Below are 289 nucleotides of genomic sequence, written 5' to 3' on the forward strand. Positions count from 1 at the left end.
CCGTCGGGATCCTGCCGCACCTCGGGTCGTGTATCGCACGGCGCGTGTCGCTGTGCGGGTGACGGCTGGGAAACGGCGTCGGTGTTTCGGGCTGCTGCGCTCCGCCGGCGACGTCTGGGCGTGCGTACTCGAGGTCAACGCGTGGCGGCGACGCCGCCACCACACTCCGCTGACCGGCTACCAGGCGCTGTGCCGGGAACTGTCCGGGTCAGGGCCGGGCACGTTCGGGGAACTGGACACGACGGGTGCCCGGTCGGTGTTGCGCCGGTTTTCGGATGCGTGGTTCGCG

The 289-nt window shown here is 71.3% G+C and carries 1 protein-coding gene; it reads left to right on the forward strand.

From position 1 onward, the window contains the following. Positions 1–58: 58 nt before the first annotated feature. A partial coding sequence (locus ACNAW0_RS30845; RefSeq protein ID WP_416291554.1) for a hypothetical protein occupies positions 59–289 on the forward strand: 231 nt, incomplete at its 3' end.

The organism is Micromonospora sp. SL1-18, assembly GCF_047921505.1.
GTDB lineage: Bacteria > Actinomycetota > Actinomycetes > Mycobacteriales > Micromonosporaceae > Micromonospora.